Genomic DNA, 19066 nt, shown 5'->3' with positions numbered 1-19066 from the left:
TCATAACCCACAATTCATAGTTCTTAATTGCTATATCTAAATTTCAGCTGTAGCCGACTTCTATATAAGTACAATGCCTTAAAATCAGAGCATATTTATATTAGAAGATGAAACACTAGAACGCAAAGACATGCGCACAACATCAAAAAATACATGAGGAAAGTAAAAAAGTGCCCGTAAGTGGGGAGGTGTGTTTTTGCTAATAGATGTAAAACATTGATAACTGACAGAATGGCAGTTAGTAAATAAAGCCTTGAATGGCGTCCCCACGGGGACTCGAACCCCGGTTACCGCCGTGAAAGGGCGGTGTCCTAGGCCACTAGACGATGGGGACCTTGGATCTATTCAATTTGTAATTCTGTAACACTCCTAAAAAGAGCCCTACAAAATAGTGTAAAAAATGGCGTCCCCACGGGGACTCGAACCCCGGTTACCGCCGTGAAAGGGCGGTGTCCTAACCACTAGACGATGGGGACACATATTTTCATGTGCTTAATCTAAAATAGACAAGAGCTAATTCAGATTAAAGACGCTACTTTTTTACATTTGGATCTAACACATCTTCGTGTAAATCCTGCAATGATCTTTTCTTATTAAGTTCAGAATCATCACGGGGCGAGAACATAACAGAAGTTGCCAGACCAGTAAATAAAAAAACGAAACCAGTTGGTACAGCCATCAAAAATCTCATTGCCCATTTATCATTCCCCTGAAACATAAAGGTAAAACCTACTATGAGTCCGACGACGGCTAATACTAAACCGATGATAAATACTACCTGGCCAATGCGTGCAAGTGTTTTCATGATCTAAGTTACTCTCATCTCAATCGACTCTTACTATACATCGAAACTATTACTCTTATGAGCGACCATTACAAATAAATATAATGGTGGAGCTAGGCGGGATCGAACCGCCGACCTCTGCAATGCCATTGCAGCGCTCTCCCAGCTGAGCTATAGCCCCACTGCCAAAAGAGCGCGAATTGTGAGGCAAATATTAAAAGCTGTCAAGCATATTATGTTGATTATTTTCGACAATTTTAGAGTTTTTATTACTATTGTTTTTTATACCTTTAGTCAGCGTGTATTAAGCCAATGCCATGTACTCTTGAGAACAATAAAAATCGTAATCTCAGATATTTGTCTCTTGGGCATGAGAACTTACTGCTAGAATGCTAATCATTATTATTCACTAAAGGGGATTTAAGTGAATAGAAAAATAATGAAGCATAGTTTGCTAATTAACATGGATTGCTAAAACAATAATAATGAATTACCTATCAAAGAAACTGAAACCTAAAAAACTTCAGAGAGCAGGAATAATCGGGCTATTATTTATTCTACAATGCACTATTTTTACGCATTATAGTTACGCTGGTCCCAATACACGTTCACCTTTAGGGGTGAATAGTAATGAGGTCATGGATGACGACGCCAGTATTCCGTTTATAGACGTCTTTAAAACGTCCATTCCCTTTGAAGAAGCACGCCCCTGGCTCACAAAAGGAAAAGTAGAATACGATGAACATGGCTGGCCAAAAAATCTAAATGGCGGAAAGGCAGGCACTCGCTTCTTATATAAACTACCTAAAGAAACCGTACCAGAAGGAAATTATACCGTCCTATATGATGGAGAAGGCATTCTTAGTTACAGTGACGATGCCAAACTCGTTAGCCGTGAACCCGGAAAAGACATTATTTCTATTCATGCGGGTAAAGACAAAGAATTCCGCGTTAAGTTAATCATCGAAAATAGTAACGCAAAAAACTATCTACGAAATATTCGTGTACTTATGCCGGGCGGCGTATGTTCGAACAATCCATTCAAACACGTGAAGGATAAACGCTACTGTAAAGGTTCTCGTTACCTTGCATTCGAAAACTATCATGAAAGCTTAATCTTTAACCCTGCATACCTTGATTATATGAAGGACTTTAAAGTTGTGCGCTTTATGAATATGTCTGGTATTACACGTAATCCAATTAGCTCATGGGATGAACGTCCTAAGTTAAAAGATGCGACCTGGGCTGGTAAACAAGGTGTGCGTGGTGCTCCTTTAGAAATCATGGTGGCACTGGCAAATCGACTCAATGCAGATCCATGGTTTACGCTGCCACACAAGGCCGATAATAATTTCGTTAGACAATACGCGAAATACGTAAAAGATAATTTAAAACCAGGCCTCAAAGCCTATGTTGAATATACCAACGAAGCCTGGAACTCTATTTTCACCCAAGCACACTACGTAAAAGATATGGGTGAACGCATGCAGCTTGATGAAGATAGAGATAAAGCGGGTTATAAATACTTCTCGTTACGCTCAGTACAAATTTTTGATATGTGGGAACAAACCTTCGGTGGAACAGATCGTATTGTTCGCGTTATGGGTAGCTGGACTGGTTGGACTCGACTTTCTGAAATGCTGTTATCTTACAGAAATGCCTATAAGAAGACGGATGCTATAGCAATAGCGCCCTATTTCTTCCCTAGTTTTAAAAGCGCTCAAAAAGCGCGATCAGTCAGTCAATTATTCAAGTTAATGTATGACCCAAAAGAAAAGTACTCCATTCCAAAAGTACTAGGATACATTCATAAAAATGCAGAGACAGCCAAGAAATTTGGCGTCGATCTAATCGCCTATGAAGGTGGTCAACATCTTGTGGACTGGAAGAGCCGTAATGTAACGTCGCACCCAACCAAATTGATGATAGAAGCCAATAAAGACTGGCGCATGGCAAAGGCATACAGTGTCTTTATGCAGGGCTGGAGAGATAACGGTGGAAAATTATTCGTCAATTTCTCTGCACCTAGAACCTATCAGTGGTTTGGCAGCTGGGGAACAAAAGAATACATTACACAACCGATTAATAAAGCACCTAAGCATCGAGCACTCATGCAATACGCCCGCAAGAACCCTTGTTGGTGGAGAGGTTGTACTAGCCAAACGGTTGCAAGGCTGGATAAACCCGCTAATAACCCGGTTGGCGATGTGTATGCATTAGTACCATCCAAGAAAAAGAAAAACGTACCGGGTAAAACACTGGCTAACCCAGCGATGGTAGCAAAAGCTAAAGCACAAGCGAAACCAGCAGCAAAACCAAAAGTGGTGGCTAAAACAACGCCGCCTAAAGTTAATACAAATGCACCAGCTATTGCCAAAGCTGCAGTAAAAACAGTTACCACTGCAGCTAAAACAGCCGCAGCTGTCAGTAACCCAGCAACAAAAACAACTGCGACCGCTGCGGTGGCTGCCAGTGTAGCAAAACCGATTTGGGAGACAGCTACAGCTGCTGCCAAACCAGCGCAAAAAATAGTTACGCCTAAAGCACAAAAGCCAACACCAAAGCTGGCAACAGCAAAACAGGATCATGATGCTGTTGTGCATCGTGTAAAAGGACGTGGGCGTTTTTGGAGCAATAAAGCCGCCCTGCACTTAAGAAACATAGTAGATGGACGTATTAATGGCGGAAGCGATCTCTCCGGCGTATGGCAGACTCATTGGGATAATCAGTATCTACATGTTCGCGTAGATGCGCTTGATGATAAATTCATGCGTGATTCACAAGCCCCCTGGGGAGATGATTCCATAGAAATATTCGTCGATGCCGATGGCAGCCGCAATAATAAATTTGATGGAAAAAATGATTTCCACTTTATCTATCGCTGGAAAGACAGAAACGTAAACCTAAGCAAGAGCTCACCCAGAAAAAGAACGCTAGGCATCAAGCAAACCATGACTAGAACAGACAAAGGTTACACGCTAGAAACGTCTATTCCCTGGACAACCTTGGGTGTACGCCCTGTAGCAGGTAGAAACATCGGTATTGATGTACAAATCAATGATGATGACAGTGGCAATGGTCGTGATGGTAAGCTCGCATGGCACGCTACAAACGATCAGGCATGGAAAAACCCACAAACATTTGGCAAGTTGGTATTAGGCATATAAAATGCCTAATACTTAAAAAGTACCAATCACTTTAACTTCCACTCAAGGCTAAATGCAGAAACTCATCAAGGGCGTATTCCTCCTTGCAATTGTTCTATTAACACTTGCAGCCGGAGCTTATCTTAATCAGCGCTACCAAAATTATAAGAACTTCAATATGCCCGCCGCAAAACCACCTTCTGCGGAGCAATTAAAATCAGTACTTAATGCAAAACGCACAGCAAACGATCTGGATAACAAAACCAAGAAACAACAAGATGTTTTTTTGGGAATCAATACAGCAGATGTCAGAGAAGATACTTCCAGCGTTCAGTTTTTAAATTTATTTAAACCCGCAATCCCTTTTGCAGAAACTGTACCTTGGGGCAGCAGCAAAGACGTAGAATATGATAAAAATGGTTACCCAACTGACCTAAAAGGCGGTAAAGCGGGTACTAAATTTTTAAATAGATTACCCGCCGATACTATTGAAGATGGCTTTTATACCGTCTTATATGATGGGGAAGGAGAAATATTTTACGGCAATGATGCACGGTTAGTCGTACACCGCCCCGGCAAAGACGTCATAGAAATCAAAGCTGGCGCAGATAAAACACTCAATGCATCGCTATTCATTAAAAAAACCACCAAAGACAACTATATTAAAAACATACGCATTCTACCCGAAGGTGGCATTTGTGATGGCTATCCACATATAAAAGTAAAAATAGAGTCTGATTGCAAAAACGGGGAATTCCTCTCTTTTGAAGAAAATCACGACAAAATATTATTTAACCCTGATTACTTAAACTTCATGAAAGACTTTCAAGTAGTCCGCTTCATGAATATGTCAGGAATGACGCGTAATCCCGTTGAAAAATGGAGTAGCAGAAACACATTAGAAAAAGCTACATGGGGTGGTCGTGCTGGCCTTTATTCTCGCGGTGCGCCCGTTGAAATCATGGTTGCTTTAGCCAATCAAATCAATGCTCATCCCTGGTTTTCAATGCCTTATAAAGCTAATGATGACTACGTTCGTAAGTTTGGAGAATATGTAAAAGCCAACTTAAATCCAAATTTAAAAGCTTATATCGAATACAGCAATGAAGTATGGAACCCAATCTTTATCCATCACGATTATGCTATTGAGAAAGGACTTGAAGAAAAACTGGATACCAACAAATCACCCGCCGGTTACAAATGGTACTCCAAGAGAAGCGTTGAAGTATTTAAAATATGGGAAGATGCTTTTGGTGGTTCACAACAATTGGTACGTGTTTTAGGAAGCTGGGCAAGTAATCAAAACATGTCGAGCCAGATTCTTGCTTATAAAGACGCCTATAAACACACTGACGCGATTGCAATCGGCCCTTATGTCTCTGCTCACCCTAAAGTATTGCGCAAAGCCAATAACGTGGATGACGTATTTAAAGCAATGATGAACAAAACCTCTAAATGGGGTATGAAAACCATTGTTTCCTATATACAGAAACAACAAAAAGTAGCTTCTTCTTTTGGCGTGGATTTGATCGCTTACGAAGGCGGACAGCACTTGGTTGATTGGGACACACGCAAAGTAGATCAGCACCCTAACCCATTACTTTATGCCGCCAATCGCGACCCACGTATGGGCATTGTTTACGATGAATTAATGAGAGAATGGAAGCAGGCAGGAGGAAAGCTATTTGTTGCCTTTAGTGCGCCTAGAATATACAGCTGGTATGGTAGCTGGGGAGTCAAAGAACACATCAGACAAGCACGTGCTGATGCCCCTAAGTATGATTCTTTATTACGTTATCTGGATAGCAACCTTCATCCAGAAGAAAACCAAAATACCACTATTCAAAATGTGATTGACGCAGAACAAACCGAACTGCCTGTTCCGTATGCAAAAAAGCCAGAGTTAATCTGGAATATGCAAAAGAGTATGACCATTCCATCAAAATTATCAGGTGTATCTGCCAGCAACCTGAGCGCTAAATGGCAATCAAACTGGGATACAAAACACTTGTATTTTAGCTTCTCAGTCACTGACAACGATATTCAAAAAGGCGACAAAATAATATTAACGCTTGATAACAGCGTTGCTAATGAAGAGGGTCAGGCTCCTTCCAAACAGTCTAAATCATACAAGAAAACTGCAGAAGGCGATAAATCTGACGCCGTTTCAAAGTCAGAATCAAACTCTGAGTCAGAGCCTGTCCCAGAGGAAGAAAAAGCAAAAACATTTACATTCACACCATTTGATTCATTAGGTTCTCAAACACACCTCATACGAACGGATACTGGCTATCAATTGAATGCGGCAATACCCTGGAGTGAAGTCTTTGGCGAATCATCAAAAAAACATGCAAGCAATGGCACCAAAATAGGCATTAATATTAAAATAGTCGATATTGACGAGGATATTAAAGGCAGCAAGTCATTACACTGGGCAGATACCAGCAAAGCATTGCCAAATTTAGTGTTAAAAAACACTCCTGTTTCTCAATAGAATATATTTAAGTTTTTTAATTGTGCATTTTTACACAGAATATTAACCACATTTTAGTATCAATATTACTCATATTAAATCTTGCAAATATAAGATAATTTGATAGGTATCTACCTTTCAAGTCGTTTCTCTATATGAAAACAATCAAAATGCTCGATATTATCCGTCACCCACATAAACAGCACTTATCAAGCTGCTAAAGTTTTACTTGTCACTATTCATGAGATGAATAGTAAAAATTTAAATAAGTTACTTGTTTAATAATGCAGTTCTAATACTCTTACCCACCACGTTGCTGCACAGCAACATATAGCGGAAAGTCATTACTTACGCCTTCCCGGGCCAATATGACTTAATTTATTTTTTTTAACTCTGTATAAACATACAGTTAAAAGGAGGAGAACACATGTCACAGTATCAAGATGATATACAGGCTGCATCAGCACTAAAAGAAACCAACGGATCTTCATGGGATGCCATAAATCCAGAATCAGTAGCGCGTATGCGTGCTCAAAACAGATTCAAGAATGGTCTAGACATCGCTCAATACACAGCAGACATCATGCGCGCTGATATGGAAGCGTACGACAAAGATTCATCTTTATACACTCAGTCATTGGGTTGTTGGCATGGATTTATTGGTCAGCAAAAAATGATTTCTATCAAGAAACATTTTGAAGGCAAAACTGACCGTCGTTACCTATACCTTTCTGGTTGGATGGTAGCTGCACTACGTTCTGAGTTTGGTCCATTACCTGACCAGTCAATGCACGAAAAAACGTCTGTTGCCGCTTTAATCAAAGAATTATATACATTCCTACGTCAAGCTGACGCTCGTGAATTAGGTGGTCTTTTTCGTGAACTAGACGCTGCACGCGATGCAGACGACATGGCAAAAGCTTCTGAAATACAAGACCAGATTGATAACCACGTAACTCACGTTGTGCCAATAATTGCAGATATCGATGCTGGTTTCGGTAACGCTGAAGCAACTTACCTAATGGCTAAGCAGATGATCGAAGCAGGTGCATGTTGTATCCAGATCGAAAATCAGGTTTCTGATGAAAAGCAATGTGGTCACCAGGACGGTAAAGTAACTGTTCCACACGAAGACTTCCTAGCGAAAATCCGTGCTGTACGTTACGCATTCCTTGAGCTTGGTATCGACAACGGTGTTATCGTTGCACGTACTGACTCACTAGGTGCTGGCCTAACTAAGCAAATCGCTGTATCTAACGAGCCAGGCGATCTAGGCGACCAATACAATGCATTCCTTGATTGTGAAGAAATATCTCCAGAAGATATGAAAAACGGCGATGTTGTAATCAACCAGGGTGGCAAGCTTGTACGTCCTAAGCGTTTACCATCTAACCTATTCCAGTTTAAAGCTGGCACAGGTGAAGCACGTTGTGTACTTGACTGTATTACTTCATTAAACAACGGCGCAGACATGATCTGGATCGAAACTGAGAAGCCACACGTTGCTCAAATCGGCGGCATGGTTAATGCAGTACGTGAAGTTATCCCGAATGCCAAGCTTGTTTACAACAACAGCCCATCATTCAACTGGACATTAAACTTCCGTCAGCAAGTATTCGATGCGATGGCTGAAGCCGGACAAGATGTATCTGCATACAACCGCGACGAACTAATGGATGTTAAATACGATGGAACTGAGTTAGCAAATACTGCTGATGAAAAGATCCGCACATTCCAGGCTGACGGCGCACGTGAAGCAGGTATCTTCCATCACCTAATCACACTACCGACTTACCACACTGCAGCATTGTCTACTGACAATCTTGCGAAAGAGTACTTCGGCGAGCAAGGTATGCTTGGATACGTACTAGGTGTTCAGCGTAAAGAAATCCGTGAAGGTATCGCATGTGTTAAGCATCAGAACATGTCTGGTTCAGATATGGGTGATGATCACAAAGAATACTTCTCTGGCGATGCAGCACTGAAAGCTGCTGGTGAAGATAACACCATGAACCAGTTCTCATAATTGAGAATTGCTAATTATCTATTTATAGATGATTAAATTGTTTAACAACACGGCACACCATTTGGTGTGCCGTGTTGTTTCCGGGATTTAACTATTGAAAGTAATAGATTGTAAACCTTACAATCGAACCATTAATTAAAAAGGAGTAATACCCATGCCATTTTTGACCGCTGATTTATGTGATGAGTTTTGTGGAGATAATTGTGATGACGTTCAAGTTGTAGGCTCTTGCTTAAACAACTATGGCGGTCGTCCACGTATCCATGGTGAAGTTGTTACTTTGAAACTGTTTGAAGATAACCAACTCGTTCGTGATCAGGTTAATTCAAGCGGAGTAGATGCAAATGGTAACGGCAAAGTATTAGTGATCGATGCAGGCGCATCGATGCGACGTGCTGTATTAGGCGACATGCTCGCAGCTAAAGCAGCTGAAAATGGTTGGAACGGTGTGATTATAAATGGTTGTGTACGTGACTCAGTTGAAATGTCGACGATGGAGTTAGGCGTTAAAGCACTGGGAACACATCCATTAAAAACCGTTAAAAACGGCGTTGGACAAACCAATGTTAAAGTGAGTTTTTTAGGGCTACACATCAATGCAGGTGATTTTATTTACGCTGATGAAGATGGCATCATTGTTTCACCAAAAGCATTAGTTTAGATACCTTTGTAAATAAGCTGGCAAGATTAATATTTTGACAATTAATTCGTAAAAAAGGGTGTCATTGAATAATTATAATGACACCCCCCTACTTTGAGGCCTTTTTCTGTGGCTTTATTTCTGTGACCTTTTTTACAGTCGCCTTTTACAAAAGCAGCGGGTATTAAGTAACAACCTTTTCAAAAGTCGCTTGCCTGGCATTACGTTTACTCAGCATCACAGTCAGAACGACAAATATCGCACCGGCAATATTCGCTGCCCAATTTAATGGCCAGAACGCACCAATAATACCAATCACCAACAAAGGCACATGCCATAATTGAAGCGGCCCTTCGGCGTAATACTGCATCAAGGCATTCAACGCATATATTCCGAACAGCGCGAAGAAACCTAATTGCAACACCTCTTGCAGATTCCCACTAATCAACGGCGTATAGGCAAACATCAACGGAACGATGTACAGACCTTTGGCAATTTTCCACGCTTGAAACCCTGTAGCCATGGGCGGTGATTTAGCTATTCCCGCTGCAGTAAATGCGGCCAAACATACGGGCGGTGTCACATTACTGTCCTGACTTAACCAAAAGATAATTAAATGGGCAATCAACAAATAAGTGGTCAATTGCTCTGTATCGATTAATGCAGGTCGAAGTGTCACAGCAATTTCGAAAGGAATCGATGACATCAAAGCCTGTGCATTTTCTAAGCTCATCCCTTCTGTTATTTTGGCGACATGAGGACTATCCACCAGCAAGAATAACGCGCTATGTACAGGATTCGTTATCCCCTCCACTAACTGCGCCACAATCAATTTGTCCGCCATAATACCCGCTAGCGCAGGCGCACATAAAATTGCCAGAATGATATAAGCGGCAGTAACAGGTAAGCCCATACCCAGAAACAGTGACGCTAAACCAATCAGTACAATCGCTAAAACCACAGAACCTTGGGACCATTGAGCAATCATCAATGAGAAACCATTACCAATCCCACTGGTAACTATCGCATTATTCATAATGCCGATAGCGACGAGCAACACGCCTGTTAAAATCGATGCACGAATACCCATCATGAATGCTTCCGCGACTCTTTTGGGATTCATCACCTGCGGCTTGAAATCATCTCGATTAAGTATTTTTGCAGCAAGAAAATTTAACCAGGAGACGATCACCAATGACGCAATTGCCCATGATGCGGCGTAACTTGGCGTAACACCACTCATCAATAACCAGATCATGACACCTAATGGAATGACAAACGTAGAACCACCTGAAATGATCTTTCCCTTATCGATACTCAAGTCCTGATCACTGCCTACATCGTATTTCATGGCTTCGATACGAACGATAAAAGCAACCGACAAAAAATACAGAATCGCAGGGACTACAGAAACAGCGACAATGGTCGAATATGGAATTGACGTATAACTTGCCATTACAAATGCACCTGCACCCATAATTGGCGGCATCAACTGCCCTCCTGTTGAAGCGGCAGCCTCAACACCACCGGCAAAGCGTCCGCGAAATCCATTTGATTTCATTAGTGGAATAGTAATAACTCCGGTAGAGGCCGTATTAGCAATTGCCGAACCACTGATCGTACCGGTAAGCGCAGAAGATAAAACTGCGACAAAAGCAGCGCCACCTTTGATTCGACCGGCGACCATTTTCGACATTTCAATAACAAAATCACTAGCGCCTGATACCACCAGAAATCCACCAAAAATCATGAATAACGTGATATTAGTTGATGAGATGCTCGCCAGTATTCCAAACATACCCTCATCGTTATAGAGCGTACGAAACATAACATCATTCAAAGGCAAACTGGCTGTTCTGAAGACACCTGGCAAATGTTCACCTAAAGCAAGAATATACGCCAGCGATGTAATAATCAGAATCGGAATGACCCAACCAGATACACGTCTGGATAAATCCACCGCGGCAAACAGCAATACACCACCGGCAAACCAGTCAACAGCATTGAATTGCCATGACTGCCCCGTAACAGCTAAGGTGTCTTCATAAATTCTGGATTCAGAACCAGCTACCCATAAAGCTGCAAATGCCACCAGCAAGCCGTAACACACATCAAGATGAATTGCCCAACGCTTTCCAGAGTGAGTACCAAATGCGCTATAAACCGTAGCTGCGAGAAACGCAAAACCAGCAAAATGAATCGCGTTTTGCCATAAGCCAGGCTCATTAAGCATCAGATTAGTCAATATATGCCAAACACCGAAAACGACTGAAAACGCCGCAATAATCCATTGCAGAGATGATTTCTTTTCAGCATTCAATAAGAGCCATGAATCACGAAGATGAGACTCACTAGTTTGTTCAGACATTGCGGTACCTCTACCAATAATGTTTACATTTAGATCAAAACCTAACGTTCTTAACAAAGACCAACTGATCTTAGTTAACATTTTCTACGGGACTGAATCGTGACGTACTTGTGCTAAGCAGAAAGCTTCATGCACAGAAATACAAATACTTACAACGAAGTAGTCATAGATAGAGAGAAAGGTTTTTATTAAGAAAAAACACCCCCAAAGTTGGGGGGTGTCTATTTTATAGCGGTGTTATAGCGGTTATTTTGCTATGAGACGATCCGGAACAGTCAAACCGATTTCTTTGTAGTACTTAACTGCACCCGGGTGAAGTGGTACAGGTAAACCAGCCATTGCCGCGTCTTTATTCATCGCTTTAGTCGCTTTATGAATCGCTTGCAAGAATGGAAGGTTTTCATACAGTGCTTTGGTTAGCAGGTAGACGTGATTCTCATCAACGCTTGCATTAACCGCCAGGAAGTTAGGCTGTGCGATCGTGGTTACATCAGCATCTTGTCCTGGGTAAGTACCTGCTTTGATTGTGAACGGAGTCCATAATTCACGTCCGCCATCCATCTTTTTCATTTCTTCAGGGGTTGTATTTAGCAGTGTGAATTTGCCCGTATTTGCTGCCATCAGCTTAGTGATTGCACCCGTTGGTGTTCCAGAAGGGATACCAACGCCAGATACTTGACCATTCGCTAATGCATCTGCTGTCGGGCCGTAACCTGAGTAAACCAGCGTGTAGTCTTTCTCGATATCAACACCAAGACCCTGCATCAATACTTTGTTAGAACCAAGTGTTCCTGAATTTTGCTTACCAAAACCCATCGACTTGCCTTTTAATGCAACCATATCAGCCATAGTGCCTGTTTTTGCATCATCTTTACTTACGATGAACTGCTCAACATTTTGCCAAAGCATGGTAACCGAACGCATATTGGTTTGTTTTGCCGTTACCGGACCTGTGCCCGTTGCTGCATAAGAACCATAAAGTCCCTGAAGGATTGCGAAATCTGCAGTGCCAGCACCTAATGCCTGTACGTTAGCACCAGAACCTGCCGAGTTAACTGCTGTAAGGCTGAAACCTTCTTTAGGTAATAATTTAACTTTAGATAATGTAGAAATAGCCGTTCCAACCGGATGGTATGTTCCACCTGTTGATGCTGTATTTAGAACGTAATCTTTAGTGTCTGCAGTTGCTGAACTCACACTTATTGTAAGCAACGAGGTAACCGCGATTGATAATAATCGTTTTTTCATGCTTTCCTCCTAAGGAATATAATATCCACCGGCGTGTTGTAAACTTTGTGTTCACCGATTTGCCATAGGCTATCAAAATACATCGATAGACCGTTAGGCGGATTTCCGCTTAACAAAACGGTTACAAAATCCGTATACTGTTTTAATGAGGAAATTCGTCTAAATGAAACAAAAGAACATTCTAATATTGATAGGATTTTTCGTTCTATCAGCATTAACTGCTTCCCTTCATTACTGGTTGAAAAACGCCTATCAAGATCAACTCATCAACAATCAACAGATTGGCGTAGACACTTATCGTAACGCGCTTGAAGCTGCACTAGCCCGCTTCGATTACTTACCACATGTACTCAGTCAAAATAACGATCTGTTTGAGCTCGCATTCAACCAACCAGAACTCGCGAATAAATCTTTGTTGGCATTTAAAGAGTCCTCCAAAGTAGATGCGATTTATATTATGCAACGTGATGGCGAAACCATTGCGTCGAGCAACTGGGATCAGAAAGATAGCTTTGTAGGAAAAAATTATGGCTACCGTCCCTATTTCAAACAGGCATTAAATCAACAAAAAGGTCAATTTTTTGGTGTTGGCGCCACAACCAATATTCCAGGCTATTTTGTATCCGCCCCTTATCGAGAAAAAGGCAATGTAAAGGCAGTTATTGTTGCCAAAGTTTTACTTTCATCGATTGTAGATAACTGGAACACCCGTACGCAAGACGGTGAAACTGTATTTGTCGCCGATGAGAACAACGTCATTATTCTCACGAGTAAAGAGGACTGGCTATATAACACCTTAAGCCCGTTAAACAGCGAGCAAAACATCGCCATAAAAGAACAGAAACAATTTGGTAATAACCCACTCCCCTTACTCGACATTAAAAGTAATCCCCAGAAACCTCATTTCATCAGGATTCGACAACAGCAATATATTCAGTCAATTGCATCACCCAATGTGATGAACTGGAAAATTCATTATTTAATACCCAGTAGCCAGATTTCTGAAAAGCTCTTTGCTTTCTGGTCTCGCGTAATAATTCTACTGCTTCTTGGTTTGGCAGCTATTTTGATCATTAGGGGGATTAACAATAGAACGGCATTGCGTAGATCACAGGGCGAATCATCTGCGTTACGCAAACTAAATCTGACACTAGAACGGGAAATCGAAGAACGTAAACAGATAGAACACAAGCTGAGAAAAGCCCAAGTAGAACTCCGAAGAACCAGTAAGCTCGCCGCTATGGGGCAATTATCGGCATCCATTACGCACGAAATAGGACAGCCATTGGCCGCCATGCGCACCTATATTGCTAATTTGACCATGGACCAACAGCAAGCCACCGAGAGTAATTTTGATCCTTCTCGATCCATATCTACCCTTAGCAAGCTCGATCAATTAGTCAATCGACTCACTACGATTACCCAACAGTTACGCTATTTCGCACGCAGTGGCGACAAAGAAACCTTGTCGGTGGATTTGCGTAAAGCAATTAATGGCGCCATCACCACCACACAACCTTCCATTGAAGAAGCCGGTATTCGCCTCGACGTGCTAAAAGGCAAAGACCCTGTAATGGTTCAGGCAGGCAGAGTGAGATTAGAGCAAGTCATCGTCAATCTTTTGAAAAACTCGATGGAAGCGATTCTGGAGACTTCAACAACTGCCAACGCTAAAAATGATCAAGAATGGATCACACTCTCACTAGAAAGTACTGAAAAAAATGCGATTATAAAAATTGAAGATTCTGGCCCGGGAGTGAGCGAAGAAATTCGCAAGGAACTGTTCGAACCGTTTTTCACAACAAAGCCTTCAGGAGTTGGCATGGGATTAGGACTGGCAATCTCTTTGAATATCATTCACGAATTGAACGGCACTTTACATGTTGAAAACAGGACGACAGGAGGCGCTTGTTTTATAATTACACTACCCATACAGAATAGTAATGATAATGAAGCAATCGAGAGCCTGAGAGACGATAGGGACAACAATGACAATGAGTAATGACACGCCATCCCCAAAGAAAGAATCGGCAAATGATTCTACTAAAGAGGTAAAAAACCAGTTATTCATTATCGAAGATGACTATGCCTTACGTGATGCCTTAGAAGATTATTATTCCCGCGTAGGTTATCAGGTATCCGTTTTCGATAATGGCGTCTCATTTCTTGAAAACTACCCAACGCCATTCTCCGGGGTCATTATCTGTGACTTACGCATGCCCAAAATGACTGGTTTGGAAGTGCTCAAATCGCTTCGAGACAATAGGCTATTACCGCCATTTATTCTGATGACCGCGTACGGTGATATTCCTTCAGCGGTTGAAGCGATGAATCTAGGCGCTTATGACTTTGTTGAAAAACCTTTCGACCCGAAGATGCTTGAACTGAAAATACTGGAGGCTTTCAACCATAAAAAAATGGTTTCAGAAACCGTCACTTTAGATGAAAAGAAACGCCTCAGAGAATACGTAGCGAACTTTGAAAAATCACTGTTGATTCAGGCCTTGCAAGAAAGTAATGGCAATATTGGTAAGGTCTGCGAGTTATTAAATGTACCTCGCAGAACCTTAAATGAAAAACTGGTTAAATATGATTTGAACCGGAATGAATTTATTCATTAAGCGTTTTAACCAAACACGCTTTGTTAATTCTGATCAGTGATTGATATTTTTAGAGAAAACATGAATCACAACAACCCCTGAAATTATCAAGCCCATACCCAGAATACTCGGTAAGTCAGGAATTTCTTTGTATTTCCACGCGCCAACAAACGTTACCAATACAATACCCACACCCGACCAGATTGCGTAAGTAATCCCTAATGGGATGAATTTTAGTACCAACGTCATAAAATAGAATGACACCAGATAAGCCACAATCATCACAATGGTCGGTACGATTTTAGTAAATTCTTCAGTGGCTTTTAAACTCGATGTTGCAATGACTTCAGCAATGACTGCCAACGCCAGAAATAAATAGGTAAATTCTTTCATGTCGTTTCTCTTTTAGTTATACATATTTTTTTAGTTATACACATTCTTTTAGTTATACACATTCTTTTAGTTATACACATTCTTTTATGAATCAGTAGATTTTACAAATAACACAAAGCCACCCCCCTACTTTGGGGCTTTTTTTATTGGGTTCAAAAGCCGTAAGTCGCAGGATTGTAAATTGATAGATTAAATTTTATTAAGCTTAATTAACCCTAAATAACTTCAGCGCATTTTCACGTTTAATTTTAATCGCCACATCATCAGGAAGTTGCGCCAACCAACTGCGATGAAATCCCCAGAACCTTCCCAATTGTTCCCAGCCGGTATCAGGCTCGCTCCAACCATCTAGTTGATCTACTGGCCAGACGGTATCTGATCCGACCAGAAAGCGATCGGCGTATTTAATCATAAGTGCCTTCCACGCGGGTAATAGTTTTCCAGTTTCATCGGTATGCTGATTGCTCACATACCGCCACGGATCACGGGCCCCCATACCGCTCCATACATTGGGACATTTACTCATAACCTCATCAACGTGTTCTGGCGTTAATACAGCACCTGCATGCGCCCAGATGATTTTACTCTTTGGGTGCTTTTCGCAAATCGCCAACATGTAATTCGGTTTCGAAAATTCCGTATGAATCATAATCGGCACATCGTACTCAACCACAAGTTTAAGCAAACCGCTTAACACATTAGATGAATCCAGTTTTCGTGCAAAACCGCCACCCAAAATATGCAGCTCTCCTACGCCATGATAATCACCAGAAGCGAGTGCTTTTCGTGCCTCAACCAATACTTTCTCATTACGTTGCCAGCGATACCAGTCTTGCGAATCTCGATAAGGGCTATAAATAGCGATGACTTTTTCAGGTGCCAGCTTTTGTAACAACAGTGCATTTTTAGCGGGTTTGCCGATAACCACAGCGTGAGAAATATTATGCTGATTTAAATACTGTACGGCCTGTTCCGGTGACGTGACTTCTTTTTGGCTCCATTTGTAATGCATGTGCATATCAAAAACAGAATCTTTATATTGGCTCTTATTCGCATCCTGCTCTGTAGCGCTAACAGCAGCTATCAACAGTAAGTTGCAAATAAAAAATACAATAAGAGACTGACTTAATTTCATGGCTAACTCGCGTGACTTTCACATTCAGCCGTAATTTTAGCACTAATCAAACCCGCATCACCCTCCATCCCTGGTATTTCAATGCGGTCGATGTTTACCGTAATATCTTCTTTATTCTGGACTTCACCACCTTTGGTGATCAAATCATGAGAGACCGCTGTGATAGCCATATCTTTGGCAATATCCAATGCCCTAGTGGCAGATTCGACATGAATCACTTCATCTGGTGCATGAATCTGAAACCCCTGCTTTTCGTGCAAAGTGACTTCTATGATGCAACTGGATTTCACATGGCCAACAGCCGCACCAATCGCATTAGCCACTGCACTGTATGTGGGGATTAATACTGGCTGACCTAGACGCTCGCCCACGTTTGGATAGAAGATTTCAGCAGGTCCACCAACAGCAACCAGGGGAATGCGAGATTCAAATGTAATGTTTAAATCTTTGATTAGCGGATTGCCAGAAGCGACCGCATTGACCAAGACATCATTCTCAGAAAATGACTGAGCAGCCAGCTGATCGATCATCAAACGCGTACTCTTTGTTACCACTGCATCATGTATTTTTTGTGCCAGTGCCTGAATTTTTTCTGCGGTATTGTTATTGCTCACATACCCCGTAGCACGACCTAATAATTCACACGCTGAAAATGCGGCTTTGGTATTCCATTGTGATTGCAGTCCCAATACGTGCGCAGCATCACTGGGAGTAAAGCCAGACATTCTTACCACCCCCCTACTTATAAGCCTTTTTAAGGTACTGCGATCTTTAGCCGAGACAATCGCTTCACGAAATAGAATCGGTTTCTCGGTACTCAATACGCTTAATAGCTCTTGTTCACGCTCGCTAAAATCAGAAGACTCAATCGATGATTGCAACAACAAGTACTGCAATGCCGAATGCATACCGCTATTCGCAGTGAGTGCGGCCGCCAATTCTTCTTCGATATGTGGGAAACGCATCGCCAACATCGATAACGGCAATGCACGATTAGGTAATAATTGAATATGTTGTAATCCATCGATTTCAACTTCACTGTCTCCACCCAGACCTAAAGTTTTCATATCGATCGCCTTTACCAATGTGCGGTAACCACCAACGTCAGCACCTGCTTCATTCAATGCTGGCCAACCATCAACAACCGTTGCTACGTCAGTTGTGGTTCCCCCCATATCAGAAATCAGGAAATCCTTTTCACCGGTTAAATATCGCGCACCAATAACACTCGCAGCAGGACCTGATAAAATCGTTTCTATCGGCGTATACATCACTGAATCTGCGCGGGCAATTGAGCCATCACCCTTCACGATCATAATCGGTGCATCAATACCCAGTGTGTGCAAAGCCTCACGAACGGCAGATTCTAGCTGTACGATTAACGATACAATCTGCGCATTAAACCCAGCCGTTAAGGCACGCTTTGGACCATTCAAAGAATCAGATAGATCACAAGATGCTGTCACTGGCGCACCGGTGATTGATTTGATTAATTCTGCAGCTTCACGTTCGTGTGCTTGATTGCGCACCGAATAATGACCTGCGACAGCGTAGGCATCTGCTTTGCCTTTATCACTGGCTAAAGCTTCGCGGATGGTATCGGTATCGAGTGCTTGTTGTTCTTTACCTGTATACACATGGCCACCATCAATGCGGATTATTTTCGCATCAGGAATCGCCTTGGCAATTTCAGTACGTTCAACCATTGCGTCGTTAAAGCCCAATAAGAAAACAACAAGCGATGAGCCTTGTCCTTCCACTAAAGCATTCGTCGCCAAGGTAGTTGAAAGTGACACTAGAGCGATTTCAGAAACATCAAATTTTCTATTTTTTTCTTTTTGAGTCCTAATATCTGCCGCGCCGAGTGCTTGTTGTAAGGCATCGATCACACCCAAAGATAAATTGCCATGTGTGGTGAGTGATTTGGCACTGGCTAAAATCTCACGTTTTGCTGTATCTACGACTACCGCATCGGTGTAGGTTCCGCCGGTATCAATTCCTATTGTAAAGTGTTCATTCATAAACTAATTATTGCCTGATATTTCTATTGTCACTGTTCTCTGCTGACCGCTATTTAATCTTATCCCGACATCTTATAAATGCTTTAGGACTATTTTTTATAGATGCTTAAAAGATGATTACAGGTACAAATTTTCATTTTTCATCATTAAAATGAAAATTTTCTGGTTTTTTTCATTTGTTGTTCTACAATCGCTTTAACGTTAGCTATTAAACCGATTTAAACTCTTTAAC

12 protein-coding genes and 3 tRNA genes are annotated in these 19066 nt (G+C 41.7%); 6 read left to right on the top strand and 9 right to left on the bottom strand.

The annotated features are described in order from the left end of the window. Positions 1-258: 258 nt before the first annotated feature. The 4 genes from OO007_RS06860 to OO007_RS06845 all read right to left on the bottom strand — a co-directional run bounded on the left by OO007_RS06860 (position 259) and on the right by OO007_RS06845 (position 965). Positions 259-334 (bottom strand) — tRNA-Glu (locus OO007_RS06860). Positions 335-401: 67 nt separating this feature from the next. Further along, a tRNA-Glu gene (locus OO007_RS06855) sits at positions 402-476 on the bottom strand. A 56-nt stretch (positions 477-532) separates the two neighbouring features. Next, complete coding sequence (locus tag OO007_RS06850; protein WP_207907020.1) at positions 533-805, bottom strand: hypothetical protein; 273 nt, start codon at positions 803-805, stop codon at positions 533-535. A gap of 84 nt (positions 806-889) precedes the next feature. Continuing rightward, a tRNA-Ala gene (locus OO007_RS06845) sits at positions 890-965 on the bottom strand. A gap of 304 nt (positions 966-1269) precedes the next feature. Between OO007_RS06845 and OO007_RS06840 the strand changes: the two genes are divergently transcribed. The 4 genes from OO007_RS06840 to rraA all read left to right on the top strand — a co-directional run bounded on the left by OO007_RS06840 (position 1270) and on the right by rraA (position 9090). Further along, positions 1270-3951: a sugar-binding protein gene (locus tag OO007_RS06840; protein ID WP_325808241.1), complete on the top strand. Its 2682-nt coding sequence runs from the start codon at positions 1270-1272 to the stop codon at positions 3949-3951. Between the two features lie 52 nt (positions 3952-4003). Then, positions 4004-6424, top strand: coding sequence for a sugar-binding protein (locus tag OO007_RS06835; protein WP_325808240.1), 2421 nt, complete (start codon positions 4004-4006; stop codon positions 6422-6424). 406 nt (positions 6425-6830) lie between these two features. Further along, entirely contained in the window at positions 6831-8429 is a 1599-nt protein-coding gene (locus tag OO007_RS06830; RefSeq protein WP_131905490.1) for an isocitrate lyase, read from the top strand. Positions 8430-8583: 154 nt separating this feature from the next. Continuing rightward, a complete protein-coding gene (rraA, locus tag OO007_RS06825; RefSeq protein ID WP_131905491.1) occupies positions 8584-9090 on the top strand; it encodes a ribonuclease E activity regulator RraA in 507 nt (168 codons plus the stop codon). A 163-nt stretch (positions 9091-9253) separates the two neighbouring features. Here the strand turns inward: rraA and OO007_RS06820 are convergent, their stop codons facing one another. After that, positions 9254-11437, bottom strand: coding sequence for a TRAP transporter permease (locus OO007_RS06820; RefSeq protein ID WP_325808239.1), 2184 nt, complete (start codon positions 11435-11437; stop codon positions 9254-9256). A gap of 246 nt (positions 11438-11683) precedes the next feature. After that, positions 11684-12685, bottom strand: coding sequence for a TAXI family TRAP transporter solute-binding subunit (locus OO007_RS06815; RefSeq protein ID WP_131905493.1), 1002 nt, complete (start codon positions 12683-12685; stop codon positions 11684-11686). 163 nt (positions 12686-12848) lie between these two features. Between OO007_RS06815 and OO007_RS06810 the strand changes: the two genes are divergently transcribed. Together OO007_RS06810 and OO007_RS06805 are read left to right on the top strand one after the other, a co-directional pair. Further along, positions 12849-14687, top strand: a complete 1839-nt coding sequence (locus OO007_RS06810) for a sensor histidine kinase (protein WP_325808238.1) — start codon at positions 12849-12851, stop codon at positions 14685-14687. After that, positions 14680-15306 carry a response regulator gene (locus OO007_RS06805; RefSeq protein ID WP_325808237.1) on the top strand — a complete coding sequence of 209 codons (627 nt, stop codon included), beginning with the start codon at positions 14680-14682 and terminating at the stop codon, positions 15304-15306. Before OO007_RS06810 ends, OO007_RS06805 begins: the two co-directional genes overlap by 8 nt. A gap of 33 nt (positions 15307-15339) precedes the next feature. Here OO007_RS06805 and OO007_RS06800 read toward each other — a convergent pair whose 3' ends face one another. From OO007_RS06800 to OO007_RS06790, 3 genes are all read right to left on the bottom strand, one after another. Beyond that, positions 15340-15678, bottom strand: a complete 339-nt coding sequence (locus OO007_RS06800; RefSeq protein ID WP_325808236.1) for a DMT family transporter — start codon at positions 15676-15678, stop codon at positions 15340-15342. A gap of 205 nt (positions 15679-15883) precedes the next feature. Then, entirely contained in the window at positions 15884-16813 is a 930-nt protein-coding gene (locus OO007_RS06795; RefSeq protein WP_325808235.1) for an amidohydrolase family protein, read from the bottom strand. Between the two features lie 2 nt (positions 16814-16815). Further along, positions 16816-18834, bottom strand: a complete 2019-nt coding sequence (locus OO007_RS06790; RefSeq protein ID WP_325808234.1) for a hydantoinase/oxoprolinase family protein — start codon at positions 18832-18834, stop codon at positions 16816-16818. Positions 18835-19066 lie beyond the last annotated feature (232 nt).

Origin of the sequence: Cocleimonas sp. KMM 6892 (assembly GCF_035798195.1) — a bacterium.
GTDB lineage: Bacteria > Pseudomonadota > Gammaproteobacteria > Thiotrichales > Thiotrichaceae > Cocleimonas > Cocleimonas flava.
The sequence above is the reverse complement of the archived record's forward strand: the minus strand, read 5'-3'. Positions and strand labels throughout refer to the sequence as shown.